The sequence below is a fragment of the Belliella kenyensis genome, from assembly GCF_022549675.1.
Lineage (GTDB): Bacteria > Bacteroidota > Bacteroidia > Cytophagales > Cyclobacteriaceae > Belliella > Belliella kenyensis.
This window is the reverse complement of sequence record NZ_JAKZGR010000010.1, coordinates 157,488-181,807: the sequence shown is the minus strand read 5'-3', so window position 1 is coordinate 181,807 and position 24,320 is coordinate 157,488. Positions and strand designations below refer to the sequence as shown.

Genomic DNA, 24,320 nt, shown 5'->3' with positions numbered 1-24,320 from the left:
AATACCAAAATCAATGATTTGAAAATCAAAAAACCACTTACAAAAATAACCCTTGATACATCTCTTCAAGCTTAGTGACTTGCACAATCTTTATTGAAAATTTATCAAGATCAACACCTTTTACAGCATATTTTGAAACCAGTATTCTATTAAATCCAAGCTTTTCAGCTTCTGAAATTCGACTTTCGATTCTATGAACGGCCCTAATTTCCCCACCAAGCCCAACTTCTCCAGCAAAACAAATATCAGCTGGCACTGGTGTATCTTCATAAGAAGATATCAATGATGCACAAACAGCTAAATCGAGTGCAGGATCATCCACTCGCAGTCCACCAGCAACATTTAAAAATACATCTTGCTGACCTAACCTCATACCTCCTCGTTTTTCTAATACAGCCAGCAGCATATTCAATCGCTTGGCATCATGCCCAGTACTACTCCTCTGAGGTGTACCATAAGTGGCTGGGCTCACCAAAGACTGAATCTCAATCAATAAGGATCTATTCCCTTCCATCATAGCTCCTATGGCAACACCATTGAGAAGCTCTTCCCTTTGGGTAAGCAATATTTCTGAGGGATTAGAAACTGTCCGAAGGCCATCTGATCGCATTTCATAAATCCCTAGCTCATGGGTAGAACCAAAGCGATTTTTTGAAGTACGTAGGATCCTGTAGGTCAAATGTCTATCTCCTTCAAATTGTAGAACGGTGTCGACCATGTGCTCCAATACCTTCGGGCCTGCTATTGCTCCATCTTTGGTAATATGCCCAACAAGAAACACAGGAGTACCAGTCTCCTTGGCAAACTTGATAAGTTCTGCAGTGCATTCACGTACCTGACTTACTGAACCTGTCGCTGATTCTACATGCTTGCTATATAGCGTTTGTATAGAGTCTATCACCAAAATCTCAGGCTTCAACAGCTCAATTTGCTGAAAAATGTTCTGAGTATTGGTTTCAGAAAGAATGTAACAATTTGCAGAACTATGGGGCATTCTCTCAGCTCTCATTTTAATTTGAGACTCACTCTCTTCACCTGACACATATAAGACTTTCGTTTGGCTCAACATCAAGGCAATCTGAAGCATCAGGGTAGATTTCCCTATCCCTGGCTCCCCGCCTATCAAGATCAATGAACCTGGAACTATCCCCCCACCAAGTACTCGATCTAGTTCTTGATCATTTGTAACCAACCTTGGCTGCTCCTCATAATTGATTTCCTGTAATCTTCTTGGAGTGGATGCTCTTTTTTCTTTTTGATTAGCCTGCTTCCAAGACCCTCTTCCTGAAGTTTCTTTTTCTACAATCTCTTCTACATAGGTATTCCACTCCCCGCAAGCAGGACATTTACCTAACCACTTAGGGCTTTGTGCACCACAATTTTGACAGAAATATGAAGTTTTTGTTTTAGACATGGTTGATTTTAGATTTTAAGAAGGGTGAGGTGAGAAGCGAGAGATTAGAGATTAGAGATTAGAGATTAGAAACAAGAAACAAGAAACAAGAAACAAGAAACAAGAAACAAGAAGTAAGAAGTAAGAAGTAAGAAGTAAGAAGTAAGAAGCAAGAAGCAAGAAAGAGGTAATAATTGGTACTTAGTACATTATTCTTACTTAGTACTTAGTATGTTGCATACAGAATCTTGAGTCTTCTGTCTCTAGCTTCTCGCCTCTCGAATCTCATCTTTCACTGATCTCCTCATCAATGTGCTTCTAGCCAATCTGCACCTACTCCTACTTCAACTTCTAGTGGTACTGCAATTTTGATAGCATTTGACATGATTTTGGGTATTTCTTTTTTCAAAACCTCCACTTCATCTCTGTGAGCATCAAAAACCAATTCATCATGAACTTGAAGTATCATCTTGGACTTCAATTGCTGAGCAACCATCCATTCATGCACTTGAATCATAGCTACTTTGATGATATCAGCAGCAGAACCTTGTATAGGTGCGTTGATTGCATTGCGTTCCGCAAAACCACGCATGGTCTGATTCCTACTGTTGATATCCCTTAGATATCTCCTTCTTCCTAAAATAGTCTCAACATACTCTTTCTTTCTAGCTTTTTCTATAGCATCATCCATGTATTGCTTTACAGCTGGGAATTCCTTAAAATAAGAGTCAATGATCTCCTTTGCCTCAGATCGCGGGATGCTCAACCTTTGAGAAAGTCCAAAAACTGATATCCCATAGATGATCCCAAAGTTCGCCGTCTTGGCTTTTCTTCTCATATCAGAGGTGACTTCTTCCAAAGGTATTTGAAAAATCTTAGCAGCTGTAGTTGCATGAATATCTCTACCACTTTTGAAAGCCTCCATCATAGACTCATCCTTGGCAAAAGCTGCCATAATACGGAGCTCTATTTGGGAATAATCGGCTGCCAATATCACATGATTTTCATCCTTTGGAACAAAAGCCTTTCTAATTTCTCTACCACGTTCAGTTCTTATTGGAATGTTTTGCAAGTTGGGATTTATGGAAGATAGTCTTCCTGTAGCAGCTACAAATTGGTTGTAGGTGGTGTGAATTCTGCCTGTTTTGGGATTGATCATAGTTGGTAGTGCATCTACATAGGTTGACTTCAACTTGACCATTTGCCGATAATCCAAAATAGCCGCAGCAATTTCATGTTCACCAGCCATTTTACTAAGCACCTCTTCTCCTGTGGCATACTGACCAGTTTTGGTCTTTTTAGCTTTTGGGTCAAGTGCTAATTTGACAAAAAGTATCTCCCCAAGTTGCTTGGGAGAGGCCAAGTTGAAAGGCTCGCCAGCTAACTCATAAACGCGCTTTTCGATCTCCTTGCTCTCTGCATCGAGTATTTCAGACATACTTGCCAAACTTTCAGTATCAATCCTAACACCCTCAAACTCCATCGCTGCTAATACATTGATCAGAGGACTCTCTACTTCATGAAGGAGTTTTACTAGCCCATTTTCTTTTATCAAGGGATCAAATGTTTGTTTCAACCTTAAAGTAATATCAGCGTCCTCCGCAGCATACTGTGTTGCTTCATCTTCATCAACATCGCGCATATTACCTTGGTTTTTACCCTTTTTCCCTATCAAAGTCTCTATAGAGACTGGCTTATATTGCAAGTATTGCTGTGCTAACCAGTCCATGGCATGTTTGCCTTCTGGCTCTATTAGATAATGAGCGAGCATGGTATCATAAAGCTTACCTTTTACCTCCATACCATAATTCTTCAAAACCAAAATATCATACTTTATATTTTGACCTATTTTTGTAATTCTATCATCTTCAAGAATGTCCCTAAAAAGTTCAAGCTTCACCTTGGCTTCTTCTTGATTCTCAGGAAATGGAATGTAAAAAGCTTCACCTGCTACATAAGAAAACGACAAACCAACTAGCTCCGCTTCATTTGGATTCAGTGAAGTGGTCTCTGTATCAAAACAAATCTCATCCTGTATTTCCAAAAAACTAATCAACTCCTTGATAGCATCTTCCCCGTCTACTTTGTGGTAATCATGTGCTGTAGTCAATATGCTGTCATGCTGTTGAATTTCTGGAAGTGGATTTACCTCATCTGAGATGTCATCTTCGTCCTCAGCTTTTGTCTCTGGAGGTCCTGTAAAAAGGCCAAGCTGTTCACTGACATTGATTTTCGGCTTCTTGATGGCCTCTCCAAAGACTCGCTGAGTCAGTGTCCTGAACTCGAGCTCTGCAAAAAGAGCTTTTAATTCTTCTTCTTTTGGACCATTGTACCTTAAGGATTGTTCATCAAAATCTATTGGAACGTCTAAACTTATTGTAGCAAGCTCCTTGGAAAGCAATCCTTGTTGCCCAAAATTCTCAACATTTTCTTTCTGCTTGCCTTTGAGTTCATGTGTATTTTTTAACAACTCCTCAATTGAACCGTATGCTTTTAGCAATTTAACAGCAGTCTTTTCACCTATTCCAGGAATCCCAGGTATATTATCCACTGCATCACCCATAAGCCCTAATATATCTTTCACTTGATCCACATGCTCAATATCCCACTTTGCACAAACTTCCTTAGGCCCCATAATGTCTACTGCATTCCCCATAAAAGCGGGTTTGTAAAGAAAGATATGCTCATCCACTAACTGACCATAATCCTTGTCTGGAGTCATCATAAAAACCTGAAAGCTGGTTCTTTCTGCTTTTTTGGCAATAGTCCCTATGATATCATCGGCTTCATATCCATCCAACTCAAGAATAGGAATATCAAAAGCTTCAATGATTCGCTTTACCCACGGAATCCCTATTTCTATGTCCTCAGGCTGCTCTTGTCTATTTGCTTTATAAGCAGTAAATTGAATATGTCTGAATGTTGGAGCTTTGGTATCAAAGGCAACTGCAATGTGAGATGGCTTCTCCTTCTCGAGCACTTCAAGTAAAGTATTGGTAAAGCCTAACATGATCCCCGTATTTAAACCTTTAGAATTGATCCGGGGATTTTTACTAAATGCAAAATGTGCTCTATAAATCAACGCCATAGCGTCTAATAGAAAAAGTTTTTTATCTCCTTTTGAAGGCATGTTTCAAGGGTTTAGATGAATCAAATTTAGCTATTTGGCATGTGAGGATACCAAATGGGAAAGCTAAATTACAAATAATAATTAAAAGGGTCTGATCTAAAATTAGCATTTAGAAAAACTTCAAGGTCTATGCGCAAAAACCAATACAATTGCGAATTATCGCAAAATGAGGTCATCATAAAAATCACGCTTTCATAGTGGTTAAAAGCGAAAATAAGTGAATTAAACCCAAGTTTAATGAATATGTTCTAAACTCTGGTCTGATTATTGGAGTTGAAGAAGTACATGAGGGATACTTCTCATTTTACAATTAATTATTCACTAAAACCAAACGACATGAAAAAGATCACGTACTTTTTATCCGTTATGTTTTTGTTTACGGCTTTTGCTCCAACTGCAATGGCTAAAGACAGCAAAAAAAATCAACCTGAGCTATCTGCTGAGGAACAACTTCGACTTGAAGAAATCAACACTAGAGTTGATGAAATCAAAGCAATGGACTTTGCTGATATGAGCAAAGCTGAGAGAAAAGAAGTTAGGGAGGAACTCAAGGAAATGAAAAAAGAAGCCAAGGAGCTTGGCGGTGGTGTTTACCTTTCTGTAGGTGCTATCATCATTATCTTGTTGATTTTGATTCTTGTCACCTAATATGGACAAGCCGTATAAAAAAGCCTTTGAATTCAGATTCAGAGGCTTTTTTATGCGGCAATAATTCATCGCAATTTTCAGAAGTGATTAATGGTAAAAGATCAATTTGTAATACTATCTCATCACCTTAAGGTTCACTCAATAGTCATGATATATCAGGAGACTATTAAATATTGGCTTTCAAAAGAATCTGAATTTGGTATTACCTTCCATTTAGAGCATCTACGAGTTCTCTTTTCAACTTTCTTTCTCGCTCAAGTGTGTTTTTCCGGTGTTGCTCAAATTCCTCTACCGTTTCTGCCAAATTTTTTCTAGAAAGTGCTATAACCTTATGACTTCTACTAAACTTATATAAGAAGAACAAAAAAGCCCCTAATAATACCGCAACTATCGTCCACATGATGGTATTGTAGAAACTCTTGTGAATAGGAATACCCAAAAAGAAAAAACTATCTCTAGCTTCTTCTGCCTTGGCTAATTCCTCTTGTGTGTCTTGAATTTGAGCCTCAAGTTCATTAATTTTTTCTTGCTGAGCCTTTACTGTTTGCTGTATTGTGGCTAATTCCTTTTCAAATACACCCAGTGAATCAAGTACATTTGCTTTGATTCTATCAAGATTTGTCTTTTTGACAACTTTATATTCTTGAAAATTATTTGAGATTCGGAGCAAATAATCAAATTGACTTGAAATGGTTCCACTGCTAAGTGAACCAGTTTCTTCGATACTATCTTGGGCTTGACTTATGTTAAATAAAAATAAACTAGCAAACAGTGTAAGGAAAATGGTCTTGTTCATGGGGTAATCAGTATTATTTGTTTAATTTAATGAATTCATATTCAATATTGCAGACATTTTTGACCAATTATCAATAACTATGCCTCAAAGGCCAAATTTTTACATAAAAACTTGGAAGGCTATATATTTCTGACACTCCCGATTAAGAGCTAATCATGAAAAAGCGGAGTGACTTTGTGCACACGAGGCCATTGATTTAATTTATATTTTCCTTTCAAGGATCAGTACTACACGGATCCGAATTCTTGATGTGAATGAATAGTCCTCTTATAAGGGAACATTACTCAAAGTTGCTTGTATACTAAAAATAGACTGAAAGCCGTACCTAATACATTTCAAGGCGTCACTTTTTGTAAAATCTCATTGTATTAAAGATTCGCTGAAAGCACATTAAATTAGTTTTAAGCTATTCAATAAAATCACCCATTTTAATCAACACAACCACTCCTCGAGAGAACTTTTATTTACTTCTAAAAAATAATTGGGATAATCTATCAATTGAAAACGCTAAATCAACTCTTCTATTCAGAAAAAAATCAGGCCTACCTCGGGTGAGTTAGGCCTGATTGAAATTAATTACCTACTACAAATATGGCATTAGCCATGAATAATTTGCCTGCTTCCCAAAAGCTTCTAAACATTGGATTGTCAACCATGTACACGATTTGTCCTCGTCCTTGATATTCGACACCATAGACCATGGATTCCTTCATTTGAGGCTTGAGTTTGTTTCCTATGAATCCAAACCTATAGCTATCAAGAGAAGGAATAATACCTGCATTAACGCCATCATTAAGATATGCATACCTTCTGCCATTATTTTTGAGGGTGTAGTATTTATTTCCCATTCCAAAATTCAAAGGATAAGTTGGATCGAGTTTTACTTCAAATATTGCTCCAGCTGCGGAAGTAGAAATACCCATTCTTTCTCTATCTGTATATGGCTCAATCCTTTCACTTCTTGCTACATCAGAAGTTGATTTTTGAAAAGCCTTTTTGTCTTCGTCTGAGTCAAACATACTTAGGCTGAATCCTTCTTTATCAGCAAACATACCTACAGCTCCTTCTATGGCTATTGCTTTTCCACCAGCTTTGATCCATTCATGTACCTTAGTGAAGTTAGAACCACTTAGGTAATTTCCAGAAGGGAGAATCAATACATCATACTTGCTAAGATCCATTCTTCCTAACATATCAGCTTCCAAAATACTCACTGGATAGTCTAACTCCTGCTCAAAGAAAAACCACAACTCCCCAAAGTTCAATGAAGATGTGCCAGATCCTCCTACAATGGCGACTTTCGGTGCTCGCATCACACTGATATCAGAGGATCCAAAGTCTTTGCCTCTATCAACATAGGAACTATTTGACACAGATAGTGTGATTTCAAACTTGTTTGCTAAATCCACCACCTTTTGATCAAAATCTTTGATGTATTGATTGCCGTTTCGCATAATAAGTAAGCTACCTGCTGGATAGGTATTTTGATTGATTTCAAATTCAGCATCCGCCATCCTTATACGCATACCATTGTCCAATAAAGCTGCCAAATACCTTGCATGCTTGGTTGCATTCCAGGGAGCAATGTAAGTCAGTGGCTTTTCAGAAAATTGATTGGGCTCAAAAGGCTTCTTTTCAAACTTTTTGGCTGGATCGAGCCTAGTCTCCAAAGCATAAGCTTGCACTCCGTAAACATACGGCAATGCCCAACTTGTAATATCGTAGGTGATGCTGTCCTCTAGAGTTGCCTCTGGTTCAAAAAGGACTTGAGTAAGCACTGATTTTGGCTGGTACGCATTGATAATGATATCCTCTTCTGTGGTGGAAAATGTGGCGGATTTCCCAGTCATATAATCTAAGCCACGTAAACCCGATTTGTTGCCAGCATATCCATAAGTAATCTTGTTCTTGTCTAACAATGCTAACAGTGCTGCTAACCTGTCTGGATGCTCATCTGCTTTCACTACAAAACTTTTATATTTTGCTTTCGGACTGGTAGCACTTGACTTGAAAAATTTAGAAAATTCCTGTGTCAATCTCTCTGAATGCTTTGCAGTTACCTCCACAGCTGATATTCCTGCGGTATGTTGGTGTATAATACGTTCAGCCAAAGTCACTGTATCACCAAATGCATTGAGCATTCCTAGACCAGCTCTACCAGATCCGCCTTTTTCTATTGTCATTCCTATAGCTCCATTGTACATTGGATAAGTATCCCCATAGGCTGGATAAAGCAGGTCAAAACGTTCTTTGGTGAAATATTGCCAATTATTGGCATCAAACTTTGCTGCTGTATTTCTCCCATAAATCTCTTGAAACTCGTGCTGAAAAGGAGATATTTGCTCGTGAACTGGCTTGGCAGCAGGAGCAAAATAAAAAGGCTCATTGATCCCTTGCTCATGATAATCTACAAATAGATGAGGCATCCATTCATGATAGAGCTTCAGTCTTTGTAAAGTCTCTGCTTGAGTTTGCCAAGCCCAATCTCTGTTGAGGTCTAAAAGGTAGTGATTAGGTCTACCTCCTGGCCAAGGCTCCATATGCTCGGTAGATTGTGGATCAGGCTGAAGTCTGTGATTTACCTTCTGATTATACCAATTGGTATACCTATCTTTTCCATCTGGATTTGCACATGGATCTACGATAAGTACTTGGTTTTGTAACCAGCTTTTTCCCTCTGAATTCTTAGGGTTGACTACTTCCCAAAAAGTCATCATAGCAGCCTCTGTAGCTACTGCTTCATTACCATGAACATTATATTGCATCCAATTGATAGCCACATTAGTACTAGGTGTGCCTTCCAAAAGACCTGTTCTCATCAGGTTGTCTTTTCGAATTTGCTCCAAGTTATTCATATTGTCAGAGGATGAAGCTATGGCGACAAATAATGGTCTATGCTCTACTGACTCTCCATAATAAACTAGCAGCACATTGGGTAAAGTACTTGCTAAATGCTCAAAGTATGCCACTACCTTATGATGAGGTGTGAACCTTTCTCCGGCCTTGTAGCCGAGAAATTCATCAGGGCTCTTTTGTGCCCATGAAAACCCAACCACCAAGACAGTCAGGAACAGTGTAAAGATTTTTCTCATAACGGATATCAAAACTCGTACTAAGTATAATATCTTGGAAAGATACTGCCTTTGTTCACATGTTTCAAACCATCCTTGGAAATTCAGTTATTTTCTGATTTTGCTCCAAAGCTTCGTGGTGAATTTTGGTCTATCCTCCATCACATTCAAAACATCATCTTCACTCACCCTTTTGACACTTTCTATTGTATAAAAAGCATTCTGATTGAGCTTCTTAACTTTACTCACAAACTCTGGTAGAGCATCCCTTTTCATCACAGTGAAAAGTAAATTTACTTTACCATATCTCCCTTCAGCGCCAACATTGGTAAATCTAAAATTCTGCTCCTTCATGTAATCAATCAATTCAGGCATAGGAGCAGGGGTGATTACCCTTACCAATACACGACCCAAAGCCAACTTTTCCTCAATAGTCATACCTACAAAAGTCCCCATAGCAAAGCCTCCTGCATAAGCTAAATATGACATTGGGTTATTAATATTTTGGAATATCTGACCGATTGCAAGCAACCAAATAAGGGCCTCAAAAAAACCTAAAACAGGCGCCACCTTCTTCTTCCCATTGAGCATCAGCATGATGCGCAGTGTATTGATAGTCACATCAGATACTCTTGCAAAAAATATCAAAAGTGGCATGATTAAGTAGTTGAATATTTCACTGGATATTCCGAAAGTCTCCAAATATTCTTGCATAGCTTTTTGGTGATTGGATTCTAAATTTAAGTGCAAAGGTAGGCATTTTCCATTGCACCAAAAAAGTATTTGGTCTGGATGGATGTCAAGAGTAAAGTTCTTTCCAAGTTTCAAATAGTTTGATTAAATTAAAAGATTCAAAATGAGGAGTCATGAAAAAAACAATTTACTTATACGCTGCATTTTTATTTTTCATCGCTTGTGAGCCAAGAGAGAATTTGCCATTTGAGAATGTAGGGGATACTTTCCCTGTATTGAAAAGTGTACTTGAAAACACCGAAAAGTACCAAGTTCAAATCCTTTACTCACAAATCAATGTAGATAATGATGGTAAAAAATCACTCGACCATTACTCGTTCAATCTCAATGATAATCAATATTTTTATCCTGCTAGTACTGTAAAATTGCCAGTAGCCATTTTGGCTCTAGAATGGCTTGCAGAACAAAAGAATGACATGCTTTCTATGGATTCCCCTATGCAAACAGACAGTATCAGGCCATCTCAATCAGCTGCGCAATACGATTCAAGTGCTTTTTCAGGTTTTCCAAGTATAGGTCATTATATCAAAAAAATACTTCTAGTAAGTGACAATGACGCATACAATAGACTTTACGAATTACTTGGTCAAGACTATATCAATTCAAAACTCAGTGCAAAAGGACTTGCTAACACCATCATCAACCATCGCCTAAGTATCCCTATGTCTCCTGAGGAAAATAGGCAATTCAATCCCATCACTTTTTATGATGATGATTTCAACCCTATACTTCATATTCCATCCAGTAATACTCAAAAAGTCTATCAAAATAGTAATAAACCACATATAGGGAAAGCCTATTATGAAAATGGGGAAAAGATTGAAAAGTCCATGGATTTTTCATTCAAAAATAGGCTATCGATATCTGACCTTCATGGGATCATTCAAAGGGTAGTTTTTCCTGAAATGTTCTCAAAAGATGAACAATTTCATATCACAGAAAGCGATAGAGATTTCTTGTTGAAATACATGTCTATGTACCCTAAGGCCAGCGATTACCCAGCCTACCCTGAAACTAGCTATCCTGACAGTTATTCCAAATTTTATAAATTCGGCACCAGTTCAGAACCTATCCCTAAGCAATTCAAAATTTATAACAAAACAGGGCAAGCATACGGACACCTTCTTGACTCATCTTACATTGTGGATGAGGATGAAGGGATTGAGTTTTTGGTTTCGGCTGTGATATATGTAAACGAAAATGAAACTTTAAATGACAATCAATATGAATATGACCAAATTGGTTTTCCATTTTTCACTGAACTAGGCGAGTATCTTTATCAACTTGAGTTAAAGCGAAAACTATAGAAACTGTCTTAATCTCGATTCTAGATTCTGTTTCCTATTCAGTGATTGTAGATTGAATTTAATTGGTACATTGTACTTGGTACTTTCTAGACTTTTGTTTCTAAAACGCTCGCTACCAATTTCTCGCCTCTAGCATTTTCGCTTAATTCCCATGCTTTGCCATAAATTGGTCTAAGTCTTTCAGGGTTATTTTCCCTTCGTAATAGGCCCTCCCAAATACAATCGCAGTCACACCTATCTCTTTGAGTTGCTCAAAATCAGCGATATTTCTCACACCACCGTTAGCGGCTAATCGAATGGTAGGGAATTTTTCTACTATTTCCTTATAAAGTTCGAAGTTTGGCCCTTCGAGTACCCCATCACGGGTCACATCGGTACATTTCAAATACTTCAACCCACGACCATGAAAATCTTCTATATGATCAAAAAGGTCTACTTCAGTTTTCTTGGTCCAGCCTCTCGTTTTGATTTTGTGATCAGCAGGGTTGGTGTCGGCAGCCAAAAAAATCTTTTCACGACCATATGACATGATCCATTGGGCAAATCTTTCAGGATAACTCACAGACACAGAAGCGGCAGTAATAGCAACTGCACCATGCTCAAAAGACTTGTTAACATCTCCATCAGTAGATATTCCACCTGTAAAATCGACTTTCAAGTTAGTGTATCCAGCGATTGCTTCAAGGATATGATAGTTCTTTGGTTCACCTCTCCTTGCGCCATCCAAATCCACCAAATGTAGCCATCTAATCCCATGGTCTTCAAAAGCTTGAGCGATTTCAAGTGGATTATTGGAAATAACTTCCTCTGTAGAAAAATCTCCTCTTTTTAGTCGGACACATTTTCCGTTGATTAAGTATATGGAAGGTATGATATCAAACATGGTATTTAGGTTTATAAGTTTCTTAATGATAAATGATTGATTTTCAATCACGAACAGACAATGAAATTGACTCTACTTTTCCCAAAATTATACTAGGTGTAAAAAAGCTTTGGGGGCACGGCTTCATGATTGAATCTCTAAATATAACAGAAGAACTCGTTATTTAGCAAAGTTGTTGAAATTTGTTTGTAGAGAGTTTTGATCAACTAATGATTAATACAACAACTTTCCAATCTTTCCATCTGATCCAGAAGCCCAAACTGTACCTTGAGCTTTGTCCATGACTACGGCATGAAATCCTTCATCTGAAAACCTTGCCCAGCTAGCACCACCATCATTGGAATAATCTGATCCATTTGGACCTACTGCTATAGCCCAATGATATCTAGGAAAGTAAGCTACTCCAGATCTATATCCAGTAGGTAAATCCCCTGAAGGTAAAGCCCATTTTTCACTCAAAAGATTAGCTATAATAACATTACTTTCCGCCAAATCAGGTTGCAAATAATCACCCCCTACACCAATTACATTTTGATCATTCAATCTAGAGAGAGAAAAGATCCCTTGAGAAGGTTGACCTTGAATGATTGGTGTGTTTTTTATTATCCATTTTCTCCCTCCATTTTCTGAATGATACGTCTTGCTTTGACTTCCACCACTACAGAACAGCACATAGCTTTCTTGAGCTATGATCGTAGAGCCACTTGCTGCAAATGAACCCTCACCATCTTCAGCCTTTGGACTAGTGTCAAGCCAAGTCCAACTCTCTCCAGCATCCTGAGTCTCGAGTACCATCCATTTCCCATCAATTGGGTCTCCGATGATGAATCCCTTTTTATCACTGTAAAATGACATCCCGTCAAGAAACGCTTCCTTTGGTCCTTCGTACTTGATCTCCCAAGTTGCTCCACCGTCTGTCGTCTTACATACCAAGGCCGGTTGTCCAGCTGATATCGCTATTGCTGTGGAAGCACTCAAGGCTTCAATATCTCTAAAATCCACTGTATCCAAACCAGCAATGATGCCTGTGGCCCAGTTGCGCCCGCCATCTGTCGTAAGCAACCAGGTACCTTTGGTACCACTAGCCCAAATGATCTCAGAAGTCAACGCTGAAAGACCACGAATAGAGGCATTGCTTGGCACATCCAAAATCTCCCAGCCATAGGGGGATTCAATTTTGCCATCCCTGATTTCGGAACGACAAGCCGCAATAATGCAAAAGGCAAATAAAAATAAATAGGATTGCTTGATCATCCGCTTACAATTTTTTTATTACTTCAGATCTTGGAATTCTGATGCTCCACATACCTCTCAAATCTCCAATTTTGTGCCCTTTAGCTTCGTCTTCAGGATATAGCTCGTCTATCACTCGAAGCGTAGCATCAGAAATATCTTCTTTGGGAGTACCATGGCAATTTAGACACAAACTATTTGGGATTTGAATTGCTTTGGTAAATAATAGTACTTCACCATTTTCCAACTTCTGTATATTGGGTTCATTCTTGATTCCTTCCTCAGCATTGTAAGCATATGCATCCAAAATATTCATTTCGTAATCTTTAGGTTTATCATCTGGATTTCGGTAGTCTTTACTTGCTCTCCTTATTTGAACGTGGTATTTCTCCGAAACTTTTGACAGAATTGGAAGTGCCTCTATATTACAAAAGCTCACAGCATCAGCCACACCCTGCTCTTCTATAGCCTTTTGAAGAGTACTGATCAATTCAGTCTGGGCAGCATTACTGATTTCTTCACCCCATTTCATTGCCGCATCAAGGATTTGAGATTCATTCAGCTTTTTTACTTCCATACTCCTGTTCACATCTTCAAAGACCTCTCTACTAATCCGTTCATTTGAATTGCACGAGATTGAAAGTATGAGAATAGTTAGTAAGTAAGAAATATTTCGCATGGCTTTTGAAGTTTGTTTTTTTAAAAATAGAATGAAAAATTCATTTCTTAAAACCTTATATGCAGTTTATCAAAATATAAATTTTTTAGAAAAAATTACCGCTTGCAATCGTCGCAGAAAGTATTCATTATATGGACAATAGTTCTAATTTTGCAAATATTCAACTTCAAAACCCCTATGACGAAAGTTTTACTTTTGACCATTTGCTTATTCAGTTTAACTAACACACTTCAATCTCAGACATGGCGAAGAGTAGGAGGTTGGGGAAATGAATTCACTGGTATCTCATGGGTAAATGATGAAGTTGGATTTCTTTCTGGAGACAGAATTATTTTAAAAACGGTAGATGGTGGACTAAGCTGGAGCGAGCAAGCAGCACCAGATGATGTAGTGATGAATGGGTTAGATTTTTTTAATCAAAATGTTGGCCTCATGGTAGGCGAAAATGGGATCGTATACAAAACTATAAATGCTGGAAGTACTTGGACACGGATAAAAATCAACACTTCAACCACCCTCAGGAAGGTGAAATTTGTCACCCAAAATCGAGTTTTTGCTGTGGGAGACAATGGGCAGTTGTACAGATCCACCAATGGTGGAGATTCTTGGGCAAGGCAAGATGTAGGCACCACAGCTAATCTTTCAAGCATTTATTTTGCTACATTGGACACAGGATATATCGCACTTCATGACGGCAGATTACTTCGCACATCCAATCAAGGCAACAATTGGATAATTCTTAATACTCCAAATGCACAACCCTTAAACGATGTGTATTTTTCAAATGGAAGAGACGGGTATGCTGTAGGTAACAGAGGAACTATTCTCAAGACAACGAATGCAGGATCTTCTTGGACAGTGATCAATTCAGGAACAGAAAGAGATCTACTGGCTGTTCATTTCAATAAAACTAACCCTAATCTGGGTGTGGTTGTAGGCCAATCCGCAACCTTATTGAGAACGACCAATGCAGGACTTACCTTTGATGGGATCAATGTAAACAATACCCAAACTTATAAAGATGTGCGTTTTAGAGGTAATTCTAACATGGTATTTACCGTCGGGACTAGTGGACACATGCTTACTTCTACGAATTCTGGGGGATCATGGACATTGAGACTGTCTGGGAACAGCGCTGATTACATTGCTGCAAAGTTTCGAACAGAGAACTTAGGCTATTTCGTGGGTCCCGCGGGCAAAATATTCTCGACAAGTAATGGCGGAAGTAGCATAGTAGATAGATCGCGCCCTTTATCCATAGATTTTCACAACCTTTATTTTGTAACTAATGCGCTAGGGTTCGTAGTCGGAGAACAAGGAACAGTTCTGCGAACCAGCAATTCTGGGGGCAATTGGTCATCATTGAACACAAATACTATCGTAAACCTTAGAGGAGTATACTTTTCAAATAATAATACAGGCTATGTGGTAGGCGAAAGTGGGTTCATCAGCAAAACTGAAAATAACGGCGTAAATTGGCAAATGGTAGACGCAAGCAACACCACAGCAAACTTGAATCAAGTTTTGTTTTTTGAAAATTCTATAGGTCTAATTGTAGGAGAGGGAGGACAAATAAGTAGATCAGAAAACGGCCAATTTTGGACCACTGTCAACTCCCCTATCAACACCCATCTTGTAGACTTAGCAAGACTTGATGAACAAAGTGCAATAGCTGTCGGAAATCAAGGTACGATAATCAAGACCACAGATCAAGGATTGACATGGAATAGTATCAACTCCTCCTTTCAAGTTGATTTTACAGGAGTTGACTTTTTAGATGAGTCTGTGGGCTTTATCACAGGATCTAAAGGACTGATATTGAAAACAATGGATGGCGGAGAAACTTGGACTAAAATGCAAACAGGAACATTCCAAAACTTCAAGGATGTAAGTTTTGGTTCCTTAAGTATTGGCTATGCAGTCGGTGACCAAGGAACCTTATTCCAATATAGCTGTGCTGTACCAGTGACACCCACTGTTATCTTTGGGGAAAGTAATATATGCATCAGTCAGCAAATATATACCGTACAGAATTCAAATACACCAGGGGAGACTTTTGAGTGGAGAGTAGACGGTGGAACTATCCTAGAAGGTCAGGGTAGCAACAGAATCGTGGTCAACTGGAATAGCCCTGGCAGAAATGCTGTTTTGGTGCGAGGGCAGAATGCCTGTGGAAATGGCGGTACCAAAGGACTAGAAGTCCTAGTGTCTGTTCAACCTCAAGCTTTACCTGAAATAAGCGGTGAGGGGACAGTTTGTCTCGGCAGTACCACGTCATATGAAGTCATTGACATTCCTGGGACAGATTATGTATGGGTAGCTTCTGGAGGACTTATCAGAGGAGGTCAAGGAACTTCAAGAGTCAATGTAGAGTGGACTACTACTGGAGATAGAAGTCTACAAGTAAGTCCAAGAAATCCTTGCGGCAACGCCCCAGCAACTATCAAGCCTATCTCTATTCAAAGTCCTCCTGAGCAACCATCTGCGATTTCAGGTTCTGACCTAGTCGGCCTAGTAGAAGAAGAGTACGAAGTAGCCTTGACCCCAGGAGTGAACTATACTTGGGCTATCAGTAATTCTGGAGGAGCGATCATTTCGGGTCAAGGGTCAAATAAAGTAAAAGTAAGATGGCAACGTGAAGGTGACTTCGACTTGACTGCTACACCGATGAATGCATGCCATACTGGTACTCCAGCTTCACTGAAAGTCAATGTCAATCTGATCACCAGTATAACAGAAGAGAAATCTCAAAATATCGCTATCAAGGTATATCCCAACCCCTCAAAAGGAGACGTAAAGATAAACACCAGTGGACTAGGAGCTATCATAAAAATTAGTCTTGTCAATAGCTTAGGACAAATCATCAGGGAAATCAGCCCAGATGAAGGAGATTCTAATTTTGAAATCAAGAATCTTCCACGAGGTGTGCATTCAATTTCTGTAAGAACTAGAGACAATGAATTCTTTAGAAAAGTGGTCATTCAGTAATACATACTTTCAGTATAATCTATCAGCCTAATACCCCTAGCCTTGTCATCTCGAAACAATATACTGAAAAACGCAAATAAACTGATTTTTATATTCAATATCAGAATTATATAAATTTTAAATTGATTTTTTCAAAAGATTATATTGGTCTCTAGCTAGGTTTTTGGCAAACTTTTTTGCTGATTTGCGGGAATAAATCCAGCTAACTATGAACAGTAGAGTATTCCATCCAGAGAGCTTAATGATGACTTATGGATACAAGCCAGAGTTATCCGAAGGAGCCATCAAATGTCCCATATTTCAAACCTCCACCTTCGTCTTCAAATCTGCAGAAGAAGGTAAGGCATTTTTTGAGGTGGCATATGGTCAAAGAGAGAAAGAACCAAATGAAGAGCTTGGTCTTATATACAGCAGGTTGAATAACCCTGACTTACAGATACTAGAAGAAAGACTTTGCCTTTGGGATGAGGCAGATGAATGTGCTGTATTTGAAAGTGGCATGTCTGCTATCTCTACGGTAATGCTTGAGTTTCTAAGGCCTGGTGACATTATGCTTTACAGTAAACCTGTGTATGGAGGTACTGATCATTTTATCAATAAGGTACTTCCCCAATACGGCATCAAAGGAATAGGCTTTACAAGTGAGCAGACAAAAGAGGAATTATTAAGCCTAGTAGAAAAACAGAAAGAGAATGTAAAATTAATCTATGTAGAGACCCCTGCAAACCCAACCAATGCGCTTTTTGATTTGGAACTGTGCAGAGAGGTGGCAGATGCCTTATCTACTGATGATCAAGAAGTGGTGGTATGCGTAGACAATACCTACATGGGTCCATTGTGGCAGCATCCTTTGAAGCATGGTGCAGATTTGGTAGTGTATTCTGCGACGAAATACATTGGAGGACACTCAGACCTGATAGCTGGCGCCGTACTTGGTAGATCAAAGTATATGACTAGGGTGCGGACATTAAGAACGTTTCTTGGTAATATGGCAGGTCCATGGACAGGTTGGTTATTGATGAGGAGTTTGGAGACTCTTAAAGTTAGAATGACACAGCAGGCCTCAAACACCATTGAGGTAGCAAAGTTTTTGGAATCTCATCCAAAGGTTGAAAAAGTATACTACCTTGGTAATCTCACTCCTGGAAGTAGACAGCATGATATTTTCAAAAAACAGCTTTATAGTGCAGGTGCTATGATTTCTTTTGATATTAAGGGAGGAGAAAAAGAAGCATTCAAGTTTCTTAATAGTCTAAAGCTTATGAAACTGGCAGTATCTCTTGGAAGTACTGAGTCCTTGGCAGAACATCCTGCTACCATGACGCACAGTGATGTATCAGCTGAAGATAGACAATTGCTTGGGATCTCTGAGAAACTGGTGCGCCTTTCGATAGGTGTAGAGCATTACCAAGATATCATTTGGGATATCGATCAAGCATTGGAAAACGTATAAAGTCAAAAAGCTAATCTCTAAGGTTCTACAAGAACCCTATAGGAATTGTAAAGGATCAAAATATCCTCCACATAGGTCACAGCCACATGGCCTTTGGCATATCCGCTCTTGACAATGGGATCACGATAATATTCAGGATCTGTTTTCAATTTCAGAAAATGACTTACGTGCTCCCAGTGTTGGGGGTTTTTGCCATATTTCAATGTCAATCGCCATGCATCCTCAACATGTCCGTGACCTATGTTATAGGAAGCCAATATGAATTTGATTCTCTCATTTGACTCTGGAATTCTTTCTCTCCAAAATTTATCCAAATACCCTAAAAAATTAACCCCTCCCATGAGACTTTGATAGGGATCATTGGGGTCTTCTACTCCAAACCTATCCAAAGTTACAGGCATCAATTGTAAGAGACCACTTGCTCCTGCGTATGATGTAGCTTCTGCGTCAAACCCTGACTCTTTATAGACCAATGAAGCAAGCAATCTCCAATCCCAACCCAACTTATCTGCTGCCTTTTTGATTATATCATCATATGCTGATATTTTATTGCCAGCCAAAGAAGAGAAAGCACTATTGTTACGGTAATAACTATTTTTGGAGTTTAAGAAGTATTTTGCATATAATGTCGCCAAATATCCAGATCTGGTGCGCTTAAAAATCCAATCATTGATAGCTGACTCTAACTGAGGTGCATTTGTCCTTACTGCCCAGGAAACTGGGGATTTTTCACTTACTTCCACACTCACATCAAGTTCATTATAATAAGTCGCATTGACCAACGCCAAGTCCTTATCAGCTACTGTATAATCGATTTCGCCTTTAACAACTTTTGTGATCAGTTCCTCTCTGCTCTCAGCTACTTCCACGACATTGAGTACAAAAGTGCTGTCTTGATTTAAAAAACACAATTGATCTTTGTAAATAGAACCTTGAGGGATGTAAATCGATTTTTGATCCAATTCCTGAAAATCTCCGATTGAAGCTTTTGATTTACGCTGAATAAGCACTGTACTCATTTCTCCAAGCGGTAATGTGAAATTTGCATAATTGATTCTAATTGGAGTCTGCTCCAGATTCATCGCTATGATATCAGCTTGACCTCTATTGAGTAGAATGAATGCCTCTTCGATATCTGACTTCACAATCAAGTGTAATCTAACGCCTAAATTTGAAGCAAGATTTCTTAAAAGTTCAAACTCATACCCCATTCTCCTACCTCTATAAATATAATAGCTTGTGGAAGAGTTATCCACCACCGCTCTGATGTACCCCCTCTTCTTTATCTCATCCAAATCAAACAATACTGGCTCCTCCCAAAACGAAACTTCTTCTTCCTTCTGAAAAAAAGTACATTGTACTCCGAATAAAAGGAGCATGAAAAATAAAATGGCAATTTGGAATATTCTCTTCATATACTGTAAATGCCCGATTCAACACTCAAAATCATGCATCAAGGAACGACTTTAGCAAATAATATACCAAAAAAAATATTTAAGATAATGCAAACCTTCCTTAATCTAAAAAAGTTTGCCCCTTTGAATCCATCAAAGGGGCAAAAGAATTTCTTAAACTAAAACCGCTATAGTCAAGTATTAAAATCGCTCATCTGCATTTTGAAAATAAATCTTTCCTGACAATCTCAACAACTCTATCTCACTTTCCTTGATATTGTACAAAGACGAAATCAGTCGATCCTCTGCTGTCAAAAGGTTCACTTGAGCGTCTCTGAATTCTAGGTAATTTGCAATCCCAAGCCTAAATCGTTCCAATGCAATTTCAGCATTTTCTACCGCTACTTCATAGTTTTTCTCTTCTATATCTAGCAGTTGATTACTGATTTGGTAGGCATTATAAGCCCTGTAAATATCAGAAGTCATTTGAATCTCGAACTGCTGCATAGCAAGCTCTGCATTATATCGCTGGACTTTGGCACTTTGAATTCTCCTATTAAGGACAAACCCATTGAATAGATTCAAAGAGAGATTCCCTCCAAGGTTGAATCCTTCTCTTTGGTTTTTCAATAGAAACCCAGCTTCTGAGTTTAAGGTATTATTGACATATGCACCACTCAAATTCACAGATGGGAGGCGTTGCAATTGCGCTTCTCTCAATTGAAGAAAAGCTACATTCTCCTGCCTTTGCGCTACTAGGAACTGCTTATTGTGCATGTAGGCATTCTCTACCAAATCCTCCAGCCTCAACTGATCTGAAATTACGATAGTATCCCTGACAAAAAAATCCTTTTCTGGCCCTATTCCTAATAGTTCGTTGAGATTGATCCTAGCGGCTTTGATCACTTGATCCTGATTTACACGAAGAGAAAGATCAGAATTGTAATCAACTTGAGCTGTTAGAAAATCCCTACGACCTGCCCCACCAAGTTCATAACGCGCCTCAGCAATATCCAACCTGTTTTTCGAAAACTCTAATGTCTTCTCCAGCACTTTTTGTCTTTGAAGCTCAAGTACAAGTCTGTAGTATGCCGTAGATATCGCAGCCACAGTATTCTCCACAGCCACTTTGGAATCTAGTTCACTGATTTCTGCTAGCTTGCCTAGTCTTCTCATGGTCACTACAGCTTCTGGATTGAAGCCATATATGGCAGTTACCGTGAAGTTTTCGGTATCGGATTCAGCACCCCTGATCTGATTTGCCTCTGGAGAATTGACAAATTGCTGCTCTACATCTTCCACACTAAAATTCAGTGCATAAATAGCATCTACCTGAGGCATAAAAGCAGTTCCAAACCCAATCTTCTTGTCGTAATTGGCGAGTAACACGTTGTTGATAGCAATCTTCACATCAAAATTTTTCTCCAAGCCAATCATAATGGCTTTTTCCAAATTAAGCTGTTCTTCTTGTGCATTTGCTATAAAAGTCCCCTGTATAAGCAACAGGAGTATAAATATATTTCTTTTCATTACACTCTCGCTAATCTTCCTTGTTTTGATGTAAGGTATGTATATATCGCTGGGATGATGAATAAGGTGAGTATCGTAGAGAAAACCAAGCCACCTACAACCGCTACGCCCATAGGCACCCTTCCTTCTGATCCGGCTCCTAGTGCCAAAGCAATAGGGAGTATTCCCAATATAGTAGACAAACTCGTCATCAAGATAGGTCTAAACCTCGCACTTGAAGCATCCAAGATCGCTTCTTCTACTGAAAGCCCTTGCGCCTTTCTTTGGTTGGCAAATTCTACTATCAAAATACCATTTTTGGTCACCAAGCCTATCAACATAATGATACCAATCTGACTGAATATATTTAAAGTAAAATCAAACAACCATAAAGATGCCAAAGCTCCAAATAGTGCCAAAGGCACAGTAAACATGATAGTCAATGGATCTAAGAAGCTCTCAAACTGCGCAGACAGGACTAAGTAAATCAATACCAATGCAAAAATGAAGGCGAAAATCAAGCTGTTTGAACTTTCTCTATATTCTTTGGACAAGCCCGCAACATCTGTACTGAAAGATTCATCCAATACTTCTGCTGCAATTCTATCCATTTCTTCTAAACCAGTACCGATTGTATAACCTGGCGCCAAATTAGCAGAGACTGTGGCACTGACAAATCTATTGAACCTATACAATTGCGGAGGTGTGCTTCTCTCGTTGATTCTTACCAAATTGTCCAATTGCACCAAACTCCCATTTTCAGCTCTCACATAGAGCGTTCTAAGATTGATTGGCTCATTTCGATCCCTAAGCTGCATCTCTCCCACCACTTGGTATTGCTTACCATTCATGATAAAATAAGCAAAGCGCTGACCTGAATAGGACAGTTGCAACGTCCTAGCGATTTCTTGTACCGATACTCCAATGTTCCTAGCCTTTTCTCTATCGATTTCTACCTCAATTTCAGGCTTTGTGAATTTCAAATTAATATCTGTGAAACTAAAAACACTGCTTTGATTGGCTTTACTCATAAACTCTGGAATCACTTCTTTCAACTTATCCAACGTGGGTGCTTGCAAAACATACTGTACAGGAAGGCCTGCTCTACGATCACCTATAGATGGAGGTTGTGTAGCAAAAGCCCTTACGGCTGTGAATTTTTGAAGTTTTTGATTCACCTCATCATAGATCTCTTGCTGACTTCTCGTACGATCTGCAGCATCTGAAAGTATAAGTCTAAGGAAACCAGAATTCGTACTTGCAGTACCGAAGCCAGGAGAAGTGACTGATATGGTTCCAGACAATTCTTCCTCTGATAAAGAAGACTGGAACTCTTTGGTCATCTCATCCAAAACCCTGTCCATGTACTCAAAGGTAGCTCCTTCTGGGCCACTGAGGTTGATTCTCATTTCTCCCCTATCCTCTATGGGTGAAAGCTCTGTAGGAATAATATTAAATAGTCCATAGATACCTAATCCTGTTAAAATAATTACAATAAATGCTACCCACTTGGCTTTCATAAAACCCTGAAGCAAGTAGAAGTATTTGTCATTAAGCCATACAAAAATAGGCTCTGTCTTTCTATGAATCCAGTTTTGTTTATCTCTACGCTTGAGGAGCTTCGAGCTTAGCATGGGAGTCATAGTCAATGCTACAAAAGAAGAAATGATCACTGCTCCAGCTACCACCACTCCAAATTCCCTAAACAATCGTCCAGTGGTCCCCGTCAAGAAAATCACGGGCAGAAATACTGCTGCGAGAGCCACAGTCGTAGCGATGACTGCAAAGAAAATCTCCTCAGCACCCTTTTCTGCTGCTTTATCAGGATTTTCACCCTTTTCTATCCTGGAATAGATATTTTCTAGAACCACGATAGCATCATCCACTACCAGACCAATGGAGAGTACAATACCTAAAAGCGTCAATACATTGATTGAAAAATCCATCAAGTACATCAAGAAAAACACGCCAATCAAGGAAATCGGGATAGTCAATACAGGGATGAAAGTAGTCCTCCAATCCCTCAAGAATAGGAAGATAATCAGTACCACCAGAAAAAATGCAGTGATAATTGTCTCTTGAACTTCAGAAATAGAGGAGCGTATAAAGCTCGTAGAATCAAATCCTATATCCAAGGATACATCTTCTGGAAGGTCTTTTTCTATAAACTCTAGTCTTCTGTAGAATTCATCTACAATCTCAATATTATTGGACCCAGGCAATGGAATAAGCACCACGCCTACCATAGGAATACCATCCCGCTTGAGCACAGTACGCTCATTCAAAGCTGCTAGCTCTGCCTTACCCACATCTTGAAACCTCACGATATTATTTTGATCCTCTTTGATGATGAGGTCATTAAATTCTTGAGGAGTACTAAGTCTACTTTTGGTTCGCACAGAAAGTTCGATAGCTGACCCTTCTATTCTTCCAGAAGGCAACTCTACGTTTTCACTCTGTACCTTATTCAATACATCCACAGGAGTGACACCATAAGATGCCATCCTCAAAGGATCCATTCGCAGACGAATCGCATATTGCTTTTCTCCCCAAATCTGAACTGTACTTACTCCCGGTATGGTCTGCAATCTTTCTTTGAAAACATTGTTTGCCAAATCCGAAAGCTCCAGCAAGTTTCTCTTGTTACTTTGTACATTCAAGAATACAATAGGCTGAGAATCAGAATCTGCTTTTGAAACCACCGGAGGATCTGCATCAGGAGGTAAGTTTCGCTGGGCTCCAGCTACTTTGTCTCTTACGTCGTTGGCTGCCGCCTCCAAGTCACCTCCCACATCGAATTCAACGACAATATTACTGGTCCCATCATTGGAAGTAGAGGTCAGGGATTTGATTCCTGCTATACCATTGATTGCCTCTTCAAGTGGCTCAGTGATCTGTGCTTCTATTACGTCCGCGTTGGCACCCACATAAGCTGTCCTTACATTGATCACAGGGGGATCTACACTTGGAAACTCCCTTACACCCAAAAAACTAATCCCTATAATTCCAAACAAAAGAATTGTCAGGGACATCACTATGGCCAGTACAGGCCTTCTAATACTTATGGTTGATAAACTTGCCAT

At 39.1% G+C, this 24,320-nt stretch carries 15 protein-coding genes; 4 read left to right on the top strand and 11 right to left on the bottom strand.

Features of this window, described 5'->3' with window-relative positions:
* Positions 1-37: 37 nt before the first annotated feature.
* On the bottom strand, positions 38-1,414 hold the full coding sequence (gene radA, locus MM214_RS12265; RefSeq protein ID WP_241295867.1) for a DNA repair protein RadA: 1,377 nt from the start codon (positions 1,412-1,414) through the stop codon (positions 38-40).
* 286 nt (positions 1,415-1,700) lie between these two features.
* Entirely contained in the window at positions 1,701-4,523 is a 2,823-nt protein-coding gene (gene polA, locus MM214_RS12260) for a DNA polymerase I (protein ID WP_241295865.1), read from the bottom strand.
* A gap of 336 nt (positions 4,524-4,859) precedes the next feature.
* Between polA and MM214_RS12255 the strand changes: the two genes are divergently transcribed.
* Positions 4,860-5,171: a hypothetical protein gene (locus MM214_RS12255; protein WP_241295863.1), complete on the top strand. Its 312-nt coding sequence runs from the start codon at positions 4,860-4,862 to the stop codon at positions 5,169-5,171.
* A gap of 202 nt (positions 5,172-5,373) precedes the next feature.
* Here MM214_RS12255 and MM214_RS12250 read toward each other — a convergent pair whose 3' ends face one another.
* The 3 genes from MM214_RS12250 to MM214_RS12240 all read right to left on the bottom strand — a co-directional run bounded on the left by MM214_RS12250 (position 5,374) and on the right by MM214_RS12240 (position 9,752).
* Positions 5,374-5,967: a hypothetical protein gene (locus MM214_RS12250; RefSeq protein ID WP_241295861.1), complete on the bottom strand. Its 594-nt coding sequence runs from the start codon at positions 5,965-5,967 to the stop codon at positions 5,374-5,376.
* Positions 5,968-6,539: 572 nt separating this feature from the next.
* Positions 6,540-9,059 carry a M14 family zinc carboxypeptidase gene (locus MM214_RS12245; protein WP_241295859.1) on the bottom strand — a complete coding sequence of 840 codons (2,520 nt, stop codon included), beginning with the start codon at positions 9,057-9,059 and terminating at the stop codon, positions 6,540-6,542.
* A gap of 87 nt (positions 9,060-9,146) precedes the next feature.
* Positions 9,147-9,752, bottom strand: a complete 606-nt coding sequence (locus MM214_RS12240) for a DUF2179 domain-containing protein (RefSeq protein ID WP_241295857.1) — start codon at positions 9,750-9,752, stop codon at positions 9,147-9,149.
* Positions 9,753-9,904: 152 nt separating this feature from the next.
* Here MM214_RS12240 and MM214_RS12235 point away from each other — a divergent pair, with 152 nt between their 5' ends.
* On the top strand, positions 9,905-11,098 hold the full coding sequence (locus MM214_RS12235) for a serine hydrolase (protein ID WP_241295855.1): 1,194 nt from the start codon (positions 9,905-9,907) through the stop codon (positions 11,096-11,098).
* A 142-nt stretch (positions 11,099-11,240) separates the two neighbouring features.
* Here MM214_RS12235 and MM214_RS12230 read toward each other — a convergent pair whose 3' ends face one another.
* The 3 genes from MM214_RS12230 to MM214_RS12220 form a co-directional block, all read right to left on the bottom strand.
* On the bottom strand, positions 11,241-11,981 hold the full coding sequence (locus tag MM214_RS12230; RefSeq protein ID WP_241295853.1) for a 1-(5-phosphoribosyl)-5-[(5-phosphoribosylamino)methylideneamino]imidazole-4-carboxamide isomerase: 741 nt from the start codon (positions 11,979-11,981) through the stop codon (positions 11,241-11,243).
* A gap of 213 nt (positions 11,982-12,194) precedes the next feature.
* Positions 12,195-13,235, bottom strand: coding sequence for a YCF48-related protein (locus MM214_RS12225; protein WP_241295851.1), 1,041 nt, complete (start codon positions 13,233-13,235; stop codon positions 12,195-12,197).
* 4 nt (positions 13,236-13,239) lie between these two features.
* Positions 13,240-13,893, bottom strand: a complete 654-nt coding sequence (locus tag MM214_RS12220) for a Tll0287-like domain-containing protein (RefSeq protein ID WP_241295849.1) — start codon at positions 13,891-13,893, stop codon at positions 13,240-13,242.
* 177 nt (positions 13,894-14,070) lie between these two features.
* On the opposite strand from MM214_RS12220, the gene MM214_RS12215 reads away from it, so the two are divergent.
* Both MM214_RS12215 and MM214_RS12210 read left to right on the top strand, forming a co-directional pair.
* On the top strand, positions 14,071-16,881 hold the full coding sequence (locus MM214_RS12215; protein ID WP_241295846.1) for a YCF48-related protein: 2,811 nt from the start codon (positions 14,071-14,073) through the stop codon (positions 16,879-16,881).
* A 208-nt stretch (positions 16,882-17,089) separates the two neighbouring features.
* The gene (locus MM214_RS12210) at positions 17,090-18,334 is read left to right on the top strand and encodes a cystathionine gamma-synthase family protein (protein ID WP_241295844.1); all 1,245 of its coding nucleotides are present in this window, start codon (positions 17,090-17,092) and stop codon (positions 18,332-18,334) included.
* Positions 18,335-18,351: 17 nt separating this feature from the next.
* On the opposite strand, the gene MM214_RS12205 is transcribed toward MM214_RS12210, so the two are convergent.
* The 3 genes from MM214_RS12205 to MM214_RS12195 all read right to left on the bottom strand — a co-directional run bounded on the left by MM214_RS12205 (position 18,352) and on the right by MM214_RS12195 (position 24,320).
* On the bottom strand, positions 18,352-19,749 hold the full coding sequence (locus MM214_RS12205) for an MltF family protein (protein ID WP_241295842.1): 1,398 nt from the start codon (positions 19,747-19,749) through the stop codon (positions 18,352-18,354).
* 180 nt (positions 19,750-19,929) lie between these two features.
* Positions 19,930-21,258: a TolC family protein gene (locus MM214_RS12200; protein ID WP_241295840.1), complete on the bottom strand. Its 1,329-nt coding sequence runs from the start codon at positions 21,256-21,258 to the stop codon at positions 19,930-19,932.
* A complete protein-coding gene (locus MM214_RS12195) occupies positions 21,258-24,320 on the bottom strand; it encodes an efflux RND transporter permease subunit (RefSeq protein ID WP_241295838.1) in 3,063 nt (1,020 codons plus the stop codon). The genes MM214_RS12200 and MM214_RS12195 overlap by 1 nt, the downstream gene beginning before the upstream one ends.